The sequence below is a fragment of the Vibrio sp. Vb1755 genome, from assembly GCF_033338635.1.
Classification (GTDB): Bacteria; Pseudomonadota; Gammaproteobacteria; order Enterobacterales; family Vibrionaceae; genus Vibrio; species Vibrio alginolyticus.
Genome location: NZ_JAWOTA010000003.1, coordinates 31420 through 47022, shown reverse-complemented (window position 1 = coordinate 47022; position 15603 = coordinate 31420). Strand labels below are relative to the sequence as shown.

The following is a 15603-nucleotide window of genomic DNA, read 5'->3' as shown; positions in this document are numbered from 1 at the left end:
AAATCCTTCGCATTAAATTTGAATTTAGAGAGACATCCCGATGGGAAGAAGTTTTGAAGTGCGCAAAGCCTCTATGGCGAAAACTGCAGGCGCGAAAATTAAAGTTTATTCCAAATACGGTAAAGAAATTTACATGTGCGCGAAAAACGGTGGTGGTGATCCAGACATGAACTTGTCTTTGAAACACCTGATCGCAAAAGCGAAAAAAGACCAAGTTCCTGCGCACGTTATCGATAAAGCGATCGACAAAGCGAACGGTGGCGGTGGTGAAGACTACACTCCTGCACGTTACGAAGGCTTCGGCCCTGGCGGTACTAGCGTTATCGTTGACTGTCTAACAGACAACGGCAACCGTACTTTCCAAGATGTACGCCAATGCTTTGTGAAAGTCGGTGCGAAAATTGGTGTTGAGGGCTCGGTTTCTCACATGTTCGATCACCAAGCGGTATTCCAGTTCAAAGGCGACGATGATGAAATCATCCTAGAAACGCTAATGATGGAAGACGTAGACGTTACTGACGTTGAGCTAGAAGACGGTGTTATCACTGTATTCGCACCTCACACAGAATTCTTCAAAACAAAAACTGCGCTTAACGGTGCATTCCCAGATCTAACGATCGATGTTGAAGAAATCACATTCGTTCCGCAAACTCATACGCCTGTATCGGGTGAAGATGCTGAGAAGTTCCAGAAATTCCTAGATCTTCTAGATGACTGTGATGATGTTCAGCAGGTTTACCACAACGCAGAGCTGTAATTAATTCGCTCATATCGTTGTAAAAAGGCTTCCTCAGGGAAGCCTTTTTTGATCGCTTTTTCTCAAGCAGAGCTATACGTTACGATATTTGGAATAACACAGCGACATGATTACACCAAAACTGATACCTTGAGTTAGCATCGCCGTGCCGCCATAGCTAAAGAAGGGAAGTGGGCTACCCATTACTGGCAACAAGCCACTCACCATGCCCGTATTGATAAAAGCATACAGAAAAAAGCTCATCGCTAATGCGCCACTTACCAGCCGACTAAAAAAGTGGTCAGACTGACATGCAAGCAACATAACGCGTGCAGTAATAAACAAGTACAATGCGAGTAAGACTAAACTGCCAACAAAGCCCCATTCTTCCGCATAGGTCGAAAAAATAAAGTCCGTATGACTTTCTGGAATAAAGCCAAGTGTTCCTTGCGTAGCATTCATCCAACCTTTGCCTTTCATACCGCCTGAGCCAATCGCAATCAAAGATTGGATGATTTGGTAGCCCGAACCCAGTGGATCGGACTCAGGGTGCAAGAACTGTGTTACACGGATCTTTTGATAGGTTTCCATAACGAAGAACCATAAAATAGGTGCTAACGTTAAAATGCTCGCAATAAACCCGCAGATTATTTTCCAGCTCATGCCAGCCAAAAACAAAACGAACAATGCATAAATGATGGTAAAAACTGCACCGTCTAAATCCGGTTGTAGCGCGATTAACCCGGCAGGAATCATTGCAATAAGTAAGCAAAACGCAATTTTCCGACTGTCTGGTCGACCTCCTTCAATATGCAGCATCCAGGCGATCATGATTGGAATGGAAAGTTTGATTAGCTCAGACGGTTGAAAGCGGAAGAAGCCGATATCGAGCCAACGTTGAGAGCCATTGGTGCTATCACCAAATAAAGCGACAGCAAGTAGCAGAGCAACCGCAATAATGTAGAGATATGGAGCTGAGCGCTGATAGCTGGACGCTGGAATCGAGGACATGACCAAGATACAAACTAATGTCAGTCCGCAGCGCGCCAAATGTTTGAAGAGCATCGCCTCATTAAAGCTACTGGCACTCCAGAGAGTGAGCGAACTTAACAGCATGATCGGAATGATCGCCATGAGCAGTGGTAAATCAACTCTTGGGAAATAACGCTTATTCATTTTCAACGACCTAATAACGCACCTATTTTGAGTGCGAAAACAACTAAAACTCGAAGAGTTCAAACTATTCCGATGCTAAGAATCTCGATTTCGAAACAACAGACACCATGCAAAGGTGTGTAAGAAAGGAGAGTGCGCACTGTCTGTTATGGGTAGTTGTGGGATGGATAAATACACTAGCCTCAGATTTTAAGCCAGTGTTTTTATTGTGACTGCCGTAAAAATGTAGCGTTACGAATGAACGGAATTGTATTTTCTGTTTAAGTGAATGTCATTCATCCTCTCTCAATACCATTCACTCCGCATAATTGCCATTGGTCGCATGCAAAAGCAGCGTGCGACCTTCTCCCTTAATCTGAAACCATCAAATCACGTTCCACTAAGGACAGTACATGATGGTTTCTCAATCTCGCTCAATCAAAGCTCTTAAACTGGCAAGTACGTTTATCGCCGCATTTGCACTTAGCAGCAATTTGGCTCTGGCTAATCCAAGCGAGCGCACACTCAGTCAATTCAACCAAGCAGCGCAAGGTGACTCTGGCTTAGTTGATACCGTTTACGGCGAATTATCCAAACAACTCGAAGAGCAAGGCGCAACGCCAGTGACCTTGGTTTACTTAGGCAGTGCTGAAACGTTGCAAGGTCGTGAGGCGTTTATGCCTTGGAACAAGATGAAGTTCACCGAGCGCGGTCTTGCCACAATCCAAAAAGGTTTGGATTTAATGGCGAATCAGCCAGTACCACTGCAAGAGCAACAACGCTTACAAGGTTTGCCGGAATACCAATTAGCCACCGCCATGGCAGCCACTACGTTTACCTCTCTACCTGATATGTTCAATCACTTTGAGCGTGGCTACGAGCTGTACCTTTCATTGCTCGATGAACCGAGTTTTAGCCAACAACCTTTCGCGGCTACTTCGTGGATTTATCGCTACGCCATTGAAGCAGCACTACGCGCTGAAGATGTCCAACAAGCCAAAACATGGTTAGCGCAAATGGAGCAATTGGGCGACAGCAATCTAGAAACGCAAACCGCGAAAGCGTTGCTAGCGAAATATTAGGGAGGCGTCATGATCGTTTTTAATCAACTTAGTCGCGATTACGCCCTTGGCAGCCAAACCGTGCGTGCATTGCGAGACGTGTCTGGTGAAGTATTTGCCGGCGAAATGGTGGCATTGTGTGGACCGTCGGGCTCAGGCAAAAGCACCTTACTTAATGTGCTTGGCATGCTGGATACTCAATACCAAGGTCAGGTGACATTTGCAGGCAGCCCATATCCAACCGGACAAATGCAAGCTGCGAAAATGCGCCGTGAAAAGCTTGGCTTTGTGTTCCAAAAATTCAATCTTGTCCCCGTGATGACAGCGTTAGAGAACGTGGCTTATCCGCTACACCTCAATGGTTTTTCAAAAGCAGAACAAACCGAGCTCGCCACACAAATGCTAGAACACGTTGGCTTGAGTGAGTTTATTCATCACATGCCCGATAACCTGTCTGGCGGCCAGCAGCAGCGTGTGGCAATTGCACGCGCCTTAGTGCACAAACCAGCATTGGTGATTGCTGATGAGCCAACCGCAAGTCTTGATAGCCAAACTGCCAATAAGGTCATCGACATTATGAAAGGGCTCGGACACGAGCTTGGCACCACTTTTATCGTCGCCACTCACGACCCTCGCATGGCATCCCGTTGTGACCGCACCATTGAGTTGGTGGACGGCAAGATTACCCAAACGCACGCAAGTGTGGAGGAGGTTTCATGGGCAAGCTAATTCCAGTTTCCGTTCGCCTTGCTTGGTTGAACCTGCAACGCAATCGCCGCCGCAGTTTGTTGTCGATGCTGATCATCGCCATTGCCGTGTTTGCGTTAACCAGTGCGGGTGGTTTTGGTCTTTACACCTACGACAGTTTGAAAGAATCGACAGCACGTGACACGGGGCATCTGACGTTAACCACACAGGGTTACTTCGCCAAAGAAGAAGAGATGCCGCTGAGTAATGGGTTAACTCATGCGGACGACATCACCAAGCAATTGATTGGGTTGAATGAAGTGCGAGGTGTGCAGCCTCGAGTTGAGTTCAGTGGTTTGATTTCCAACGGCAACAAGTCGTCGATCTTTATCGGTATTGGCGTTAACGAACGCGAATTCGATATGAAAGGACCGTTTTTGGACGTGCGTGAAGGGCAAACGCTGTCCAACATTCATGCATCGCGTTATGACCCTGCAGAGCCAGAGGTGATGCTCGGCGCTGATTTGGCGAACAACCTAAGCGTGCACGTTGGCGATTGGATTACCTTGCTGGCGACCACTACCGATGGCGCATTGAATGCGTATGACTTCAAAGTACGAGGCATCTACTCAACAGGCGTGCCTGAGCTTGATAAACGCCAGCTGTACGTGCACATCAACAGCGCGCAATCGCTGCTCGGTTCAGACAAAGTCAGTGCGTTATCTGTCTTCCTGTTCGATACCAGTTTAACTAACCAAGTCGAGCAACAAGTGGCTTCGGTTTTGAGTAAGCAAAAGCAGAACTTTGGCGACCAAGATATTGAGATTACGCCTTGGCAAGAGCGCGCGTTCTTCTATCTCAAAGTGAAAGATTTGTACGACCGCATCTTCGGCATCATGGGCGCAGTAATGGCGTTGGTAGTCTTTGTCGCCCTGTTCAACACCATGACCATGTCGGTCACCGAGCGTACACGTGAAATCGGCACCTTGTCAGCTCTTGGTAGCTACCCTCGCGAAATCATTGCTGGGTTCTTGCGCGAAGCCGGGTTACTTGCGGTGATTGGCAGCTTAATCGGCGCTTTGTTTACGGCGCTAGTCACCATTTTACTGATGGTCGTGGATGTGCAAATGCCGCCACCGCCAGGACGCACAGAAGGTTACCCATTAACGATTTACTTCTCTTGGGAGCTGGTGGCTGTCGCTGGATTCGCAGTATTGATGATTTGTTTGGTTGCAGCGTTTTTCTCGGCACGCAAAGGGGTGAACAAGCCAATTACGGAGGCTCTGATTTATGTTTAATTTCAAATCACTATTACCAATGGCACTGCTGACGGTAAGCGGCATGGCAAGCATGAATGCCAGTGCGAATGAAACAGCGTTAGATGCACAGCAAGTTGCGCAATTGATTGAAAAAGCCGATAGCTACCGCTTGCAAGATGATTCCTCCAAAGTGGTGTCACTGGTGCGCTTATATCAAGACCAAGAATTAGATAAAACCCGCCTTTACCATGTGTACACGCGTCCAAATCGTGAATCGCTGGTGGTGTTCAAATCAGCAGTCGAAGCTGGGCAAAAGATGCTGATGATGGGCGACAACTACTGGCTGCAAATGCCAAAGAGCCGCCGCCCGATTCGCATTACGCCAATGCAGAAGTTGCTTGGGGAAGCGTCTATCGGCGACATCTCAACCCTGACGTGGAGCCAAGATTATCAAGGTGAATGGAAAGCGACAGAAACCGTTTCGGTGAACGGGGAAAGTGTCGCGGCTTATCATCTTGCTTTAACCGCGAAAACCAAAGGGGCGAGTTATCAGAAGATCGACTTATGGTTGTCTGAGCAAGATGCGTTTCCAATTAAAGCTGATCTCTACTTGCGCTCTGGCAAACTCGCCAAGCAAGCGCAATACGGACGTGCAAGCGACAATGGCGAAGACTACGTCAGTGAGATGACCTTGCTTGATAGCATTCAGCCGAGCAAAAAGACCGTTATCGAGTATCAAGAGATCGTGCCTTGGCAGCTGGACAACAAGTTCTACAACCCAAGCTATTTGCCGAAAGCCAATACGACTCAGCTTTAGCCTGAACTCCTTAAATAGAACCATGAAAACGAGCAAGGAAGTCACATGAAATCGCACCAGCCTAACCTTAACAAAAGCACCAGTTTGTTGATTGCTGCGTCGTTGTGTGTGGGCGCAGCAGCCCCAGTTTTTGCCAATGATGAGCTGAGTTTTGAGTGGGATTGGGCTGTCAGTTACGAAACTGCCAAGCAGCGTGACAGCGCATTTATGCAGGCGCAGGGCAGTTCTCGTGATTCACTTAATGCACTGTTGGATGTGCAAGTGAACTATCAAAACTTCAGTGGCTTGTTCGCACTGTACAGCCAAGGTTTGTACCTCAATCAACAAGGAGAGAGTGATTGGTGGAGTGAAGCTGATAACCAACTGTTGATTAGAGAGCTGGCTTGGCTAGGGGAGTGGCAAGTCGGTGATACCACTCTTGATGTGAGTTTGGGTAAGTTACGCGTGGATTGGGGCGTGGGTTATGGCTACCGACCTTTGGATCTGTTTAAGCCTTATCGACAAAATCCTGTTGGCTTAGTAGCAGAAGAAGGTGCGGGTGTGTTTTCACTTTCACACTACGATATGGCCGGCGAATGGACCGTCATTGCGACCGATTCAAGCTGGGGGCAACAAGACCAGAGTGCTCTTGATCAAGCCGCAGAGCAGCAAGGTGTTGGTATTCGTCGTTATGCGCTGGTGGGTGACACCGAGTATCAACTTATTGGTTATTACGATGATGTGCGCCGAGGTTTGCTTGGCGCCAGTGCCATTGCGGTGTGGGATGAATCCATCGCCATGCACGGTTCCATGCTGTGGCAAAAGCAAAGTGTCGGCTATCAGTTTCAGCAGGATGATCTTTACCAACCCGTTTCGGTTGAGAAGCAGGGCAGCGCATTCCAAGCCTTAATTGGGTTGAATTGGGCAAACCAAGTCGGGCACAACGTGATTGCTGAATATTGGTACGACAGTCGTGCATGGTCGAAAAGCGAATGGCAACAAGCAATAGGGCGTGGCGAATTACTCTCTCAGATCCCTGATCCTAACAACTCTCTGTTGGCTAGCAGCGCTCTACTTGCGACAAGCTACGCCCAAGGGTTTCAGCATGCCAATATCGTTCAGCATAACGTAATGCTGCACTGGAGTTGGGATTTGGAAGCGTGGGCTGCATGGAACGGTAAAGCGGATATGGGCTGGCTAAGTGATGTAACCCCTACGTTGGATGTGATGTTGGCGCCACAAGATGGTGGTGTGATTGTCACGCAGTGGCTTAACTACCAATGGATTGATACCGGCGATCAAAGTGTAGAAGTGGAAGTTGCCGCACGCTTTTTAACCGGAGACGACCAATCTGCTTACGCACAAATCAATGATAAGCATATGATTGTATTTAACATCAAAGGGAAATTCTAAATGTGTTCAGCAAAATCAATGGTGAAAAGTGGATGGTCGCGTAGCTTATTAGTGACCACGGCATTTTGTCTCTTTATCGCAGCAATGACGCTTTCTGTTTGGGGCGGCTCATTTTACGTTCATGTTATGGTGAGTTTTGGATTTGGCTATTCGGCTATATTCTTCTCATGGCTTGTCGACCGCCTGTTTCCTACCATTCCTCGTTTGGCGGAAGTGGCTATCTCGCTGACGGCTTGCTTATTGTTCGGTGTGGTAAACGCCGAGTTTTGGCTCGGAGAATATTTCGGCATCTCAGGTATGCTATCGGTTGGACTCATGGGGTTGTTATTCAGTGCCATGTGCTTTTTCTATTTCTACTCACGCGAGCAACATGCGATCGCTCAACGAGAGTTGGAAGCCATCAAGCGCGAGAAAGCAGAGCAAGATCGTGCGCTCTTGCTGAGTCAGCTTAAGCAGATGCAAAGCCAGATTGAACCGCATTTTCTATTCAATACCTTGGCGAATATCAGCGCGCTCATGTCGCAAGATGTCGATAAAGCCAAGCTGATGCTAGAACAGTTAACCGCGCTGCTGCGAGCAACGCTAAAAAGCTCACGCGAAGAACACACCACCATAGACAATGAAACGGCGTTACTTGAGGCTTACTTAAGCATCCAACAAACCCGTTTAGGTGACCGACTCAGCTACAAGATTGAGGTTGAAGAGGGACTAGGCAGAACCGAGTTACCGCCGATGATGCTCCAACCTTTAATCGAAAACGCCATCATCCATGGTATTGAACCGAAGCGAGAAGGTGGCGAAGTCAGCTTACTCATTAAGCGCGAACAACAGAACTTGAAGATTGAAGTCAGAGACACAGGTGTTGGCTTGAATCACGTGAGTGGGCACATGGGGTCTGGCGTGGGTCTAAGTAATCTCAAGCAGCGAGTTGAAGCTTTGTTCGCAGGTCAAGGAGAGGTTTCTATCAGTGAGTCTGCTCAGGGTGGCGTTTGTGTTCGCTTGCGCTGGCCAATGGAATCGTAATCAAGGAAGAAAGGAATGAATACAGGGTTTACTGCCATTATTGCTGATGATGAACCGTTATTGAGGCGTCATCTTGATAAAAGCCTAGCTGAAGTGTGGCCAGAGCTAGAGGTGATAGCCAAAGTCGCCGATGGTGAACAAGCGTTGCAAGCCATTGAGCAAAGTCAACCTGATATTGCGTTTCTCGATATTCGTATGCCAGTTTTGGATGGCATGACATTAGCGCAAAAACTCAATCAATTCGCCAATCCACCTTTGATTGTGTTTGTCACCGCGTACGATGATTACGCCATCAAAGCTTTTGAGCAAAATGCCGCCGATTATTTGCTCAAGCCTATCTCGGATGAGCGCCTCCTGACGACGTGTGAAAGAGTGAAAGCACGCCTTGCTAAGCGAGAGCAAGAAAGCAGTAATGTGCAGATGAGCAGCCTGTTAGAACAGTTGCAGCAATTATCCGCGCCACAAACACCGCAATATCTTCAGTGGATCAAAGCGACGCAAGGGGAAGACATTCATCTGATCGCCACGTCTGATGTGCTGTATTTCAAAGCGGAAGAAAAATACGTTTCTGTGTATGCCCAACAAGGACAAGGCAAAGTGCAGGAGTATTTGATTCGTACATCGTTGAAAGAGTTGATAGGGCAGCTTAACCCAGAACAGTTCTGGCAAGTGCACCGTTCAAGCGTGGTGCAAGTGTGTAAAATTTGCAAAGTAAACAAAGATTTTGCTGGCAGAATGTTTGTTCACGTAGGAGAAAACAAGCTCCCTGTGAGCCGTGCATCTCAAAGTTTGTTCAAAGGGATGTAATCGTTAGAACTGCTCACTCTTTACACTGTAAACTCGCTGCTCTTAACCCACATTATCAAGGAAGATAAATGAGTTATCGCGTAACCCTGTTAAATGCGACGGGAGAACTGTCTCCAATCTCTGAGTATTTGCATCAGAAACTTGATGATCTGAGCTCACCACTTTCTAGTTACTTTGATTTAAGTAACATTGACCTCACCATTAGCCCGTTTGATCGCAATGACGTACCGCAGACGGGGATTGGTGGCTATTGCTTAAGCGCCTATCGTGTAGAGATTCTGCTTGATACTCAACGTGCTGATATTAAAAACGTTATTGAGAAAGAACTAGCTGCGGTGTTAGCGCATGAGTTGCATCACCTGTTCCGTATGCGAGCCGGAGAGAATGGCGTTGCACTTGGTGATGTGCTGATTATGGAAGGGTTAGCTTGTCACTTCGAACGTAAGGTGAATGGCGGCGTCACTCCGAGCTTGTTTGAGCAAATCAAAGATCAAGATTGGCGCCCTTTCTACGCTGAGATGAAAGATAAGTTGACCAGCCTAGATTACAACTTCGACGCTTACTTTCTTGGCAGCGATGAAAGCCGCTGGCCGAAATACATGGGGTATTGGGTTGGGTACAACCTTGTTGCTGAATATCTGGCTGACTTTCAAGGCTCTGAACTGGATTTGGTTGGAGCCAAAGCTGAGCTTTTCTATCAATAACTTCGTTATAAGCCCAACTAATCGGCCGAGTTATAAAAACAAAAAGCGCCTAGGTCATCAGACGTTAGGCGCTTTCTTCGTTTATAGCGACGATTTCTCTGCAGAGGCGAATGGGTTTATTCGCTGATCGTCACTTTCTCGATAATGATTGGATCGCATGGCACATCATCGTGACCAAGCTTAGAGGTCGTTTTTACTTTCGCGATGCGATTTACGACATCCATACCCGCGGTCACTTTACCAAACACGGCATAGCCCCAGCCTAGGTTGGTGGTTGCGGTGTGGTCTAGGAAATCATTGTCTTCCAAGTTAATGAAGAACTGTGCTGTTGCAGAGTGCGGAGCATCGGTACGCGCCATTGCGATAGTGCCAACAAGGTTCTTTAGACCACGGTTTGCTTCGTTCGCGATAGGGGCGCGTGTTGGCTTTTCTGCCATGTCTTCGGTATGACCGCCACCTTGAATCATAAAGCCATCGATAACGCGGTGGAAAATGGTGCCGTTGTAGAAGCCATCTTCACAGTATTTTTTGAAGTTCTTTGAACTAACTGGTGCTCGTTCTAGGTTCAGTTCAATCTCGATGTCACCGAAATTGGTGGTCATAATAATCATCTGGTTTTGCCCTTGTGGGTGCTTAGTTGGCGGCATTATAGCTAAGTCGCATTATGATAGCAGAAATAAAAACAGCGACGTTTTGGCGTCGCTGTTTGCATGTTGAGTGTTTGAGGAAAGCTCTAGACCGTAAAGCGACCGACCAAGTCGTACAGTTCGTTGGCTTTGTGGTTAAGGTTGCCACTGCCTGCACGGTTTTGATTCGCAAGGCTTGCCGACTGACTGCTTTGTTGAGAGATCACTTCAATGCGTTGTGAAATCTCTTGCCCAACTTGGCTTTGCTCTTCGGTTGCCGTTGCGATCAGGGTGTTCATGTCCATGATGTTAGCAATTGCGGCTTGGATTTCTTGCAGTGCGGCAGAGGCAGCTCGTGCTTCCTCAACCGTTGCTTCACCACGCGCTTGGCTTGAGCCCATGGCTTTCACTGCCGCATCCGAGCCAGACTTCAATTGCTCAATCATTTGGTGAATTTCGCCTGTGCTGTCTTGAGTGCGACTTGCCAGTTTACGAACCTCATCGGCAACGACTGCGAAGCCGCGACCTTGTTCGCCTGCACGGGCTGCTTCAATGGCTGCGTTCAGTGCCAATAGGTTAGTTTGCTCGGCTATATCCTGAATCACTTCCAGAGAAGAAGAAATGTTTTTTACGTCGCTCTCTAAACGAGAAATCACCGTGCTGGCTTCCGACACCTCTAGCGCGAGTGCTTCGACAGAGTTCGCTGCCGAATCAACAATGTGTTTTGCTTGTTGTGAGTTTTCATCGGCGTCTCTGGCTGATTGCGCTGCTTGGTTAGCGTTGTTTGAAATCTCGTGCGCCGTTGCTGTCATCTCGGTCATTGCCGCTGCGACTTGTTCGGTCTCTTCACGTTGACCAGAAGCTAATTCATCCACTTGCGATGCACGCTGTGACATCTCGTTGGTCTCTGAAACCACTTCTTGTCCTACGTGGCTAACGCTCTTGATTATGCCTTGTAGGCTTTCAACGAAGATATTGAAGTTACGGCTCAGCTGCGTGAACTCCGGCACGCTCGATTCTTCCATGCGCGCGGTTAAATCTGCATCGCCTTGTGCGAAAGAGTGAATTGAAGCATCAAACTGCTCAATAGGTTTCATGATGCTGCGGTTAACAAATACGGCAAAGACTGCAACTATCGCTGTTATTGAGGCACAAAACAGGGCTATTGCCGTCAGTGTGGTGTTGAGATCTTCGTGTGCGGCTTTTTCCATGTCTGCCACAATGGCGTCGATATCGTCCGTGTAGAAACCCGTTCCCAACATCAAGTCCCATTCAGGAATAAAGACTGAGTAGCTCAGTTTCGGTAGTGCTTCACTCTGACCGAGTTTCGGGAAGTAATAAGTCGTGAACTCGCCAGTTTTGGCATTTTTTAACAAATCCTGGATCAGGTAATTGCCTTTCTTGTCCTGCAAGTTATAGAAGTTTTCCCCGATGCCTTTGGTGTTTTTACCCACCACGACGCGAACGCCTTTTGAATCATAACCAAAGATGTATCCGGATTGACCAAACTCTAGTTGTTTCAAGATAGGCAGAGCCTCTTCCAGTGGGGCATTTTGTGCGAGTAGCGGCTCGACAGCGGAACGCGCCATTTGTACGTAGCTTTTGAGTTCGGCTTTTTTCATCTCCATCATTCGACTTCGAGTTTGCTCAATCTCGTGCTCGTTGTAGGCCGTGGTTTGTTCGTAGGTGAACCACATCATGCCTATTGCCATAGTTAGAATTGGAATTATTGAAAGGATATATAGTCGTTTTCTGATCGTCAGATTCATAGAGACGTCCTTCTCTCGGCGCAGCGTTACAAGTGACAAGCTGAATAAGCTTGCCTGATAAAAGTGTTAATACTTATTGTTGTAATGCTTAGAGATTAACCGAGTTAATCAATCAGAAATACTGGAAATTTGTAAATCTAGACGAAGGTCGTAGCATTTTTAAGCGGGATCACAATTAACGTGAACACGACCCACTATTGCAACGAGAAGTCCCTGTTAACCAATATGAGACGCGATACCTATTCTTTGCGAATTTGAGGTAAAGCCAGTCAGCAACAGGTTTAACGAGGCGCCAACGCAGTGGAGCGTAGAGCCAACCGCGACCAACTAATTGCCACGCACGATGAGTCACGTCCAACCCAAGCAGAAGCTCTCCCTTTTCGTTGAGGGCGTGCAAAATGGTGTTGGCTTGTTCAGGATCGATCTGCGGATAATCTGCGAATGCATCACTATAGATATCGACGGTTTTGATGTGCTGCTTGGAATCGCGTTGTTTTAGCGCCTTCATCTCTTTGGCACAAAGCGGGCAGGTTCCGTCATAAAATATGGTGAGTTTTGTCATTGCGGTCTTCTTGTTTGAGATTTTCTAATCGCTTTTACGTGGCGAATTTTCTTTTGGTTCATTGTTTTGCAAGTAATGCAGCCAATTGTCGCGAATGTTGCCGTAATTGAATTGGCAGAACTCTTTGCGATCACGCAGGTAGTCTTTTTCTACTTCATCGAGTAAGGCTTTGTATTGCTCCGGATCACTACCGTACACCAAACATAACGTTGAAAAGTAACGCTGCAAATCAAAGCTGTGTTCGTCAATGTACTCGCCAAAATCGTAGTAGTCCGGTCTGTCGTCGGATTCGAATGCGAACATGTCGGCGGCGCTAATGGCCATATCTGCGCCATCTTCTAGGAAGTCAATCATTAAAATAGTGGCAAAATTATCGACCGCATCTTCTTCTTTTCCGAGAACAGGGATGCTTTGATCTTCGATGTAAGCATGTCCAGCTTCATGAAGTAAAGTGTGCAATAACGTATCTAGCGCCCCTGTTTTTGGGGATTTTCCGAAGCGTTCTTCATACTGATTATTGGAGAAGTAATTGAGCGACTCCAAATAAAAAGTGTAAGGAACGTATATTGTGTGTGTATCAGGATCATACATTGGACCATCTTCTCCGCCGTAAACCAGCGTGAGAGCTTTATCAAATGGAAAGTAGGCCTGAGATAGCTCAGCAAAGATGGTGTTTACATCGCTGCTTTGAATAGATTGTTGGGTTATTTTTTCATGAGTTGTCTCTACGGGAGAATATTGAATACGAATGTTTTCAGCTGCTGTAGCTGATGAGGCTATGCTGAGTAATAGCGCAGGGCAAAGCGAATGAATGTTCATGTGGGACTCTTGTTATTGAATAACTTGTATAAAAAATTATACATGTTTTTGTCTGATGCATAGTTGGGGTTGTACTCATTAGCCAAAGTCGGGACGTCGGTCTCGAAAAGCAATCATGATAACATCGCATATTTCGGCTGCTTGGTTCTCTAGGGCGTTTATCAAGACCTCTTGGATAAGAACGGCGGTGAAGTTATTAGCTATGCATCGTATTCTAAGAAGCTTACTGAGTAACTGTGCTTCGATCTTTATCTATGAAAATGATAATAGGCAGTTAATCATTGCAAGGTTTAACCATGGGGTTGGTGAATGTCACTGAATTGAAGAAAATTATCAGCGATATGTTATAATCCTGCTCCGTTGTGACGAAAACGTTTGTTGCAGCCTGAGAGTTTCCTTGGATTCGGCTCGTTTATACACCATGAGCCAGAGTTGAAAAGCTACGACAGGAACAGGCAAACCCAATTGTTTTGAACGCGCTCTCGGCGTTTAGCGGTTACAACGGGAAGGAACTTTGTTTGATAGTAATTGACACATTCTGTTTAAGTAAGGGAGCCCGAAGTGGTTCAGAAAGTGTCACCCAGAATTTACTCACAACACAACACCCCAAGCGATAACGCACAGGTATTGCGAGGGGCCATTTGAAGGAGCTGTATCAGCTCCTTTCACATTTAAGGGCTTGCTAACAGCGTAAAAACTGACACATCGCTTAAGGAGCGCCCCTTAAACTAGCCTAAGGCGCATCTACACCAACTTTTTGAGTATTTTCGAAACAATAAAGCGAGAAAATTTGCTATTGAACGAAGGTTAAACTAACACTCATTCATTACGGAGAATGAAGAGAACAATAATAAGAGGCGATATGAATCATTTAATATCTGTAGGTGCACTGGAGTCCTTCTTGGTCGCAATTAGTGTGCTTTTCCTGGGGCATTTTATTAATGCTAAGCTACCGATTTTAAAGAAATTCAACATACCTGAGCCGATTGTAGGTGGCCTTATTGTGGCCTGCATGATTACTGCTCTTCATTTCAACGGCATCGATTTAGAGTTCGACTTGCCATTACAAAATACGTTTATGTTAATGTTTTTTGCGACAGTTGGTTTGGCCGCAAATTACACTCAGTTGATGAAAGGAGGTGCGAAGGTTTTTATCTTCTTAGCTGTCGCATCGTTTTACATCATCATACAAAACGGCGTTGGCGTTTCACTTGCGGCGGCGCTCGGTTTAGATCCTTTGATGGGGTTAATTGCTGGCTCGATTACTCTGTCTGGTGGTCATGGTACAGGTGCTGCGTGGTCACAAACCTTTCAAGACGTGTATGGATTGGATAACGTCTTAGAAATTGCAATGGCATCAGCGACTTTTGGTTTGATCATCGGCGGTATCATTGGTAGCCCTGTAGCGCAGCGTCTGGTGGAAAAGAACAGCATAGAGTCTGAGTATGGTCGTGGTGGTCGAGATGCCAAAACTCACGAGAAATTCCCGGAGTTGGTGACTTACAATGAATACGAAGAAGATAAAGTAACGGCGAAAAAAGTGGTGGAGAAACTCTTCTTCCTACTGATCTGTGTTACTGGGGCCAAGTATGTCGAGCAATGGGTAAGCACGTATGAAATCTCATGGCTGATGATTCCAGACTTCGTATATGCGCTATTCATTGGTGTGATCATTACGAATTTCTTGGAAGTGACCAAGATTCGTAAGTTAGATGCCGAAACGGTCGATATGTTAGGTACGGTATCGCTATCTCTGTTCTTAGCGATGGCTCTGATGAGCTTGAAGTTATGGAATATCTTCGATCTAGCGATTCCATTCTTGGTTATTTTAGCTGTGCAGTCTGTCGTCTTAGCTATCTTTACGTACTATGTTACGTTCAAAGTGATGGGAAGCAACTACGATGCTGCGGTTATTGCAGGGGGGCACTGCGGTTTTGGCTTGGGTGCAACCCCAACAGCCGTAATGAACATGGGTTCGATCGTTAACCGATTTGGCCCGTCGCCGCAGGCATTTATGGTGGTGCCAATTGTGGGGGCTTTCTTTATCGACATCGTTAACTTAATCATTTTACAAGGTTACATTTCATTCCTTGGTTAAATTTAAGTTCATGATCTCCTAAGGTCGAAATAAAAACGGTCACAACACAGGTTGTGACCGTTTTTTTATGGCTCGATTTTGGCCGTTT

The 15603-nt window shown here is 46.6% G+C and carries 15 protein-coding genes; 10 read left to right on the top strand and 5 right to left on the bottom strand.

All coding sequences use genetic code 11. The annotated features are described in order from the left end of the window. Positions 1-40: 40 nt before the first annotated feature. On the top strand, positions 41-757 hold the full coding sequence (locus tag R7E00_RS04800; protein ID WP_005374482.1) for a YebC/PmpR family DNA-binding transcriptional regulator: 717 nt from the start codon (positions 41-43) through the stop codon (positions 755-757). 72 nt (positions 758-829) lie between these two features. Here R7E00_RS04800 and rodA read toward each other — a convergent pair whose 3' ends face one another. After that, on the bottom strand, positions 830-1912 hold the full coding sequence (rodA, locus tag R7E00_RS04795; RefSeq protein ID WP_258476632.1) for a rod shape-determining protein RodA: 1083 nt from the start codon (positions 1910-1912) through the stop codon (positions 830-832). Between the two features lie 392 nt (positions 1913-2304). Between rodA and R7E00_RS04790 the strand changes: the two genes are divergently transcribed. From R7E00_RS04790 to R7E00_RS04755, 8 genes are all read left to right on the top strand, one after another. Then, positions 2305-2973 (top strand): hypothetical protein, encoded by a 669-nt coding sequence (locus R7E00_RS04790; RefSeq protein ID WP_017189795.1) that lies wholly within the window; start codon positions 2305-2307, stop codon positions 2971-2973. Positions 2974-2982: 9 nt separating this feature from the next. Continuing rightward, positions 2983-3681, top strand: a complete 699-nt coding sequence (locus R7E00_RS04785; protein WP_213907518.1) for an ABC transporter ATP-binding protein — start codon at positions 2983-2985, stop codon at positions 3679-3681. Then, positions 3669-4937, top strand: a complete 1269-nt coding sequence (locus R7E00_RS04780; RefSeq protein ID WP_213899996.1) for an ABC transporter permease — start codon at positions 3669-3671, stop codon at positions 4935-4937. The genes R7E00_RS04785 and R7E00_RS04780 overlap by 13 nt, the downstream gene beginning before the upstream one ends. Beyond that, on the top strand, positions 4930-5715 hold the full coding sequence (locus R7E00_RS04775) for an outer membrane lipoprotein-sorting protein (protein ID WP_213899997.1): 786 nt from the start codon (positions 4930-4932) through the stop codon (positions 5713-5715). The genes R7E00_RS04780 and R7E00_RS04775 overlap by 8 nt, the downstream gene beginning before the upstream one ends. A 45-nt stretch (positions 5716-5760) precedes the next feature. Continuing rightward, positions 5761-7107 (top strand): hypothetical protein, encoded by a 1347-nt coding sequence (locus R7E00_RS04770; RefSeq protein WP_191116173.1) that lies wholly within the window; start codon positions 5761-5763, stop codon positions 7105-7107. Further along, on the top strand, positions 7108-8130 hold the full coding sequence (locus R7E00_RS04765) for a sensor histidine kinase (RefSeq protein ID WP_213899999.1): 1023 nt from the start codon (positions 7108-7110) through the stop codon (positions 8128-8130). Between the two features lie 15 nt (positions 8131-8145). Beyond that, entirely contained in the window at positions 8146-8937 is a 792-nt protein-coding gene (locus R7E00_RS04760; RefSeq protein WP_213900000.1) for a LytR/AlgR family response regulator transcription factor, read from the top strand. Positions 8938-9005: 68 nt separating this feature from the next. Then, positions 9006-9641, top strand: coding sequence for a DUF2268 domain-containing putative Zn-dependent protease (locus R7E00_RS04755; RefSeq protein ID WP_213900001.1), 636 nt, complete (start codon positions 9006-9008; stop codon positions 9639-9641). A 116-nt stretch (positions 9642-9757) separates the two neighbouring features. Here the strand turns inward: R7E00_RS04755 and R7E00_RS04750 are convergent, their stop codons facing one another. The 4 genes from R7E00_RS04750 to R7E00_RS04735 all read right to left on the bottom strand — a co-directional run bounded on the left by R7E00_RS04750 (position 9758) and on the right by R7E00_RS04735 (position 13417). Continuing rightward, positions 9758-10252: a peptidylprolyl isomerase gene (locus R7E00_RS04750; RefSeq protein ID WP_020195057.1), complete on the bottom strand. Its 495-nt coding sequence runs from the start codon at positions 10250-10252 to the stop codon at positions 9758-9760. Between the two features lie 122 nt (positions 10253-10374). Continuing rightward, a complete protein-coding gene (locus R7E00_RS04745) occupies positions 10375-12036 on the bottom strand; it encodes a methyl-accepting chemotaxis protein (protein WP_151515215.1) in 1662 nt (553 codons plus the stop codon). 175 nt (positions 12037-12211) lie between these two features. Continuing rightward, positions 12212-12598, bottom strand: coding sequence for a thiol-disulfide oxidoreductase DCC family protein (locus R7E00_RS04740; protein ID WP_054576513.1), 387 nt, complete (start codon positions 12596-12598; stop codon positions 12212-12214). A 24-nt stretch (positions 12599-12622) separates the two neighbouring features. Further along, a complete protein-coding gene (locus R7E00_RS04735) occupies positions 12623-13417 on the bottom strand; it encodes a DUF4344 domain-containing metallopeptidase (protein WP_213900002.1) in 795 nt (264 codons plus the stop codon). 862 nt (positions 13418-14279) lie between these two features. On the opposite strand from R7E00_RS04735, the gene gltS reads away from it, so the two are divergent. After that, positions 14280-15515, top strand: a complete 1236-nt coding sequence (gltS, locus tag R7E00_RS04730; protein ID WP_005374448.1) for a sodium/glutamate symporter — start codon at positions 14280-14282, stop codon at positions 15513-15515. The last annotated feature ends 88 nt before the right edge of the window (positions 15516-15603 follow it).